Here is a 1,626-nt window from a genome sequence, read left to right as displayed (position 1 = left end):
CGACGGAGCTGCGCTAGGCGCTCGGCCGACAGGCCTTTACCTTCGCCGGCCGACTGCGCGTCTCGCTGCGCCTGGTCAAACAGCTTGGCGGCCTCACGCTTGAGTTTGGCGAGGATCTTCTCCTCGGCGTCCAGCGTGGCCTTGCGGGCGGCAGACATGTCCTTCAGGCCCTTCATCAGGTACATGAACTCCTGAACCCCGTACCCGTCCTTCTCATCCATAACCTTGAACGCAATGCTCTGCGCGATCTGGACCAGGAAGCGAGCCACGTCGTTGTCCTGGTCCCCGAACTCCTTGGAGAGCTGAGCGGTCACCGAGTTAAGGCGATCCATGTCGCCCCGAATCTTCGACGCGGAGGCGCTGTAGCGGGCTACCGAGCCACGCGACGGCGAATCGTCGAGTTTGAGGGTCTGCAGGAACTCGACGACGTCGTCGATCGTGCGCCCCTCGTCACGCAGGAGCCGGTCGATCTCCGCCTTGATGGCCGGATCCAGCTTCTCGATTTTGCTCTTGGGGCCGCGCTTTCGCATGGCGTCCGCTACGCGTTCGGGCGCCGGACACCGGCGGTCTTAAGCCGGCCGGTGGCGGTCGCTTCGCCGCGCGCCGTAAGCGTCGCCGTGTAGCTCACGCGACCAGGCTGCGGATGTTCGGCGATGGTCAGCAGGCCGGCATCGCGAAGCCAGATCAGCTCGGTCTGGAGTTCCGCGCGCGTGGGGAACTGGTTGTGGTAGCGAGCGATGGCTTCCTGCAGCAGGCCCTCGTAGGCGCTCTGGCCGGGTACCTCGTTGAGGGTGACGATGATGGTCAGCCGCAGCTCTTCGCGCAGCATGTCCTGGATGTTCATGAGCTGCCCTTCCGATTCTGCGCCACCTGGATCTCATTCTCGACGAGCATGTCGACCTTGCGGCCGATCTGACTGACCGAGCGGTCCAGCGCGGTCACCTCGGCGGCCATCGCCTTGAAGTCCCCTCGAAAGGATTCGATCGCGACCGCAATTTTCTGCAGATCGGTCTGAGTCGGCGCCACCGCGGCCAACTGGTCGAGCTTGTCGACCGATCGTTCCAAAGTGTGAACGCGATCCGTCAGTTCTTTGGTGATCTCGTCGCGGTCCCGACGCTCTTCTTCGAGGGCGGATTGAGGGGCAAAAACGCTGCGCAGGTAGAGCATCGCTATTGCGACCAGTGCCATGCCAACCACCGACAGCAGACCGGCCCAGGCGTTCAGCTCTTTGACGAGATCCAAGATCATCGAGCGGGGCGCTCCCGGTCGCGTTGGCAGTCGATGCAGGTGACCGTGCTGGGGTCGGCCGCGCGACGCGCCTCCGGAATCTCCTCACCGCAATCGATACAGTCGTTGCGGCCGCGAGCGGTCGGCACGGAGAGAACGCGCTTCAGCGCCATGGCGCGCAGGGCCTCCTCGTGTTCGCTGGCACGGTCGGCGGCGTCAGGCACTGCTGTCCCCATGCAGCTTGGCGCGCAGCTCGTCGGTAACGGCGTTGATCTCCGCCCATTCGGCGTCGGTCGGGTTGCGTCGCTCGGCGACCATCCGTTCGACTGCACGCTTGGCGGCGATGGCGTTGGGGATGCCGGCGGCGATCGCATCCGCGATCTGAATGCCGATCAGAAT

General features: G+C 64.6%; 5 protein-coding genes. All 5 read right to left on the bottom strand.

Features of this window, described 5'->3' with window-relative positions:
* On the bottom strand, positions 1-530 hold a 530-nt coding region (locus tag BLS34_RS25160), incomplete at its 3' end, for a phage protein Gp27 family protein (protein WP_093154867.1).
* An 8-nt stretch (positions 531-538) separates the two neighbouring features.
* Positions 539-844, bottom strand: a complete 306-nt coding sequence (locus tag BLS34_RS25155) for a hypothetical protein (RefSeq protein ID WP_093154865.1) — start codon at positions 842-844, stop codon at positions 539-541.
* Positions 841-1,248, bottom strand: a complete 408-nt coding sequence (locus BLS34_RS25150; protein ID WP_093154862.1) for a DUF2730 family protein — start codon at positions 1,246-1,248, stop codon at positions 841-843. Before BLS34_RS25150 ends, BLS34_RS25155 begins: the two co-directional genes overlap by 4 nt.
* Positions 1,245-1,451 (bottom strand): TraR/DksA C4-type zinc finger protein, encoded by a 207-nt coding sequence (locus BLS34_RS25145; protein WP_245702182.1) that lies wholly within the window; start codon positions 1,449-1,451, stop codon positions 1,245-1,247. The genes BLS34_RS25150 and BLS34_RS25145 overlap by 4 nt, the downstream gene beginning before the upstream one ends.
* A partial coding sequence (locus tag BLS34_RS25140) for a hypothetical protein (RefSeq protein WP_139189501.1) occupies positions 1,444-1,626 on the bottom strand: 183 nt, incomplete at its 5' end. The genes BLS34_RS25145 and BLS34_RS25140, both read right to left, overlap by 8 nt.

This window comes from Thalassobaculum litoreum DSM 18839 (assembly GCF_900102465.1).
GTDB classification, from domain to species: Bacteria; Pseudomonadota; Alphaproteobacteria; order Thalassobaculales; family Thalassobaculaceae; genus Thalassobaculum; species Thalassobaculum litoreum.
Note: the sequence above shows the minus strand (reverse complement) of the source record. Positions and strands in the feature narration are given on the sequence as shown.

Excerpts from the sequence above, each read along its gene's own strand:
- BLS34_RS25150 (WP_093154862.1), bottom strand. The coding sequence starts at position 1,248 with ATGATCTTGGATCTCGTCAAAGAGCTGAACGCCTGGGCCGGTCTGCTG.
- BLS34_RS25155 (WP_093154865.1), bottom strand. The coding sequence starts at position 844 with ATGAACATCCAGGACATGCTGCGCGAAGAGCTGCGGCTGACCATCATC.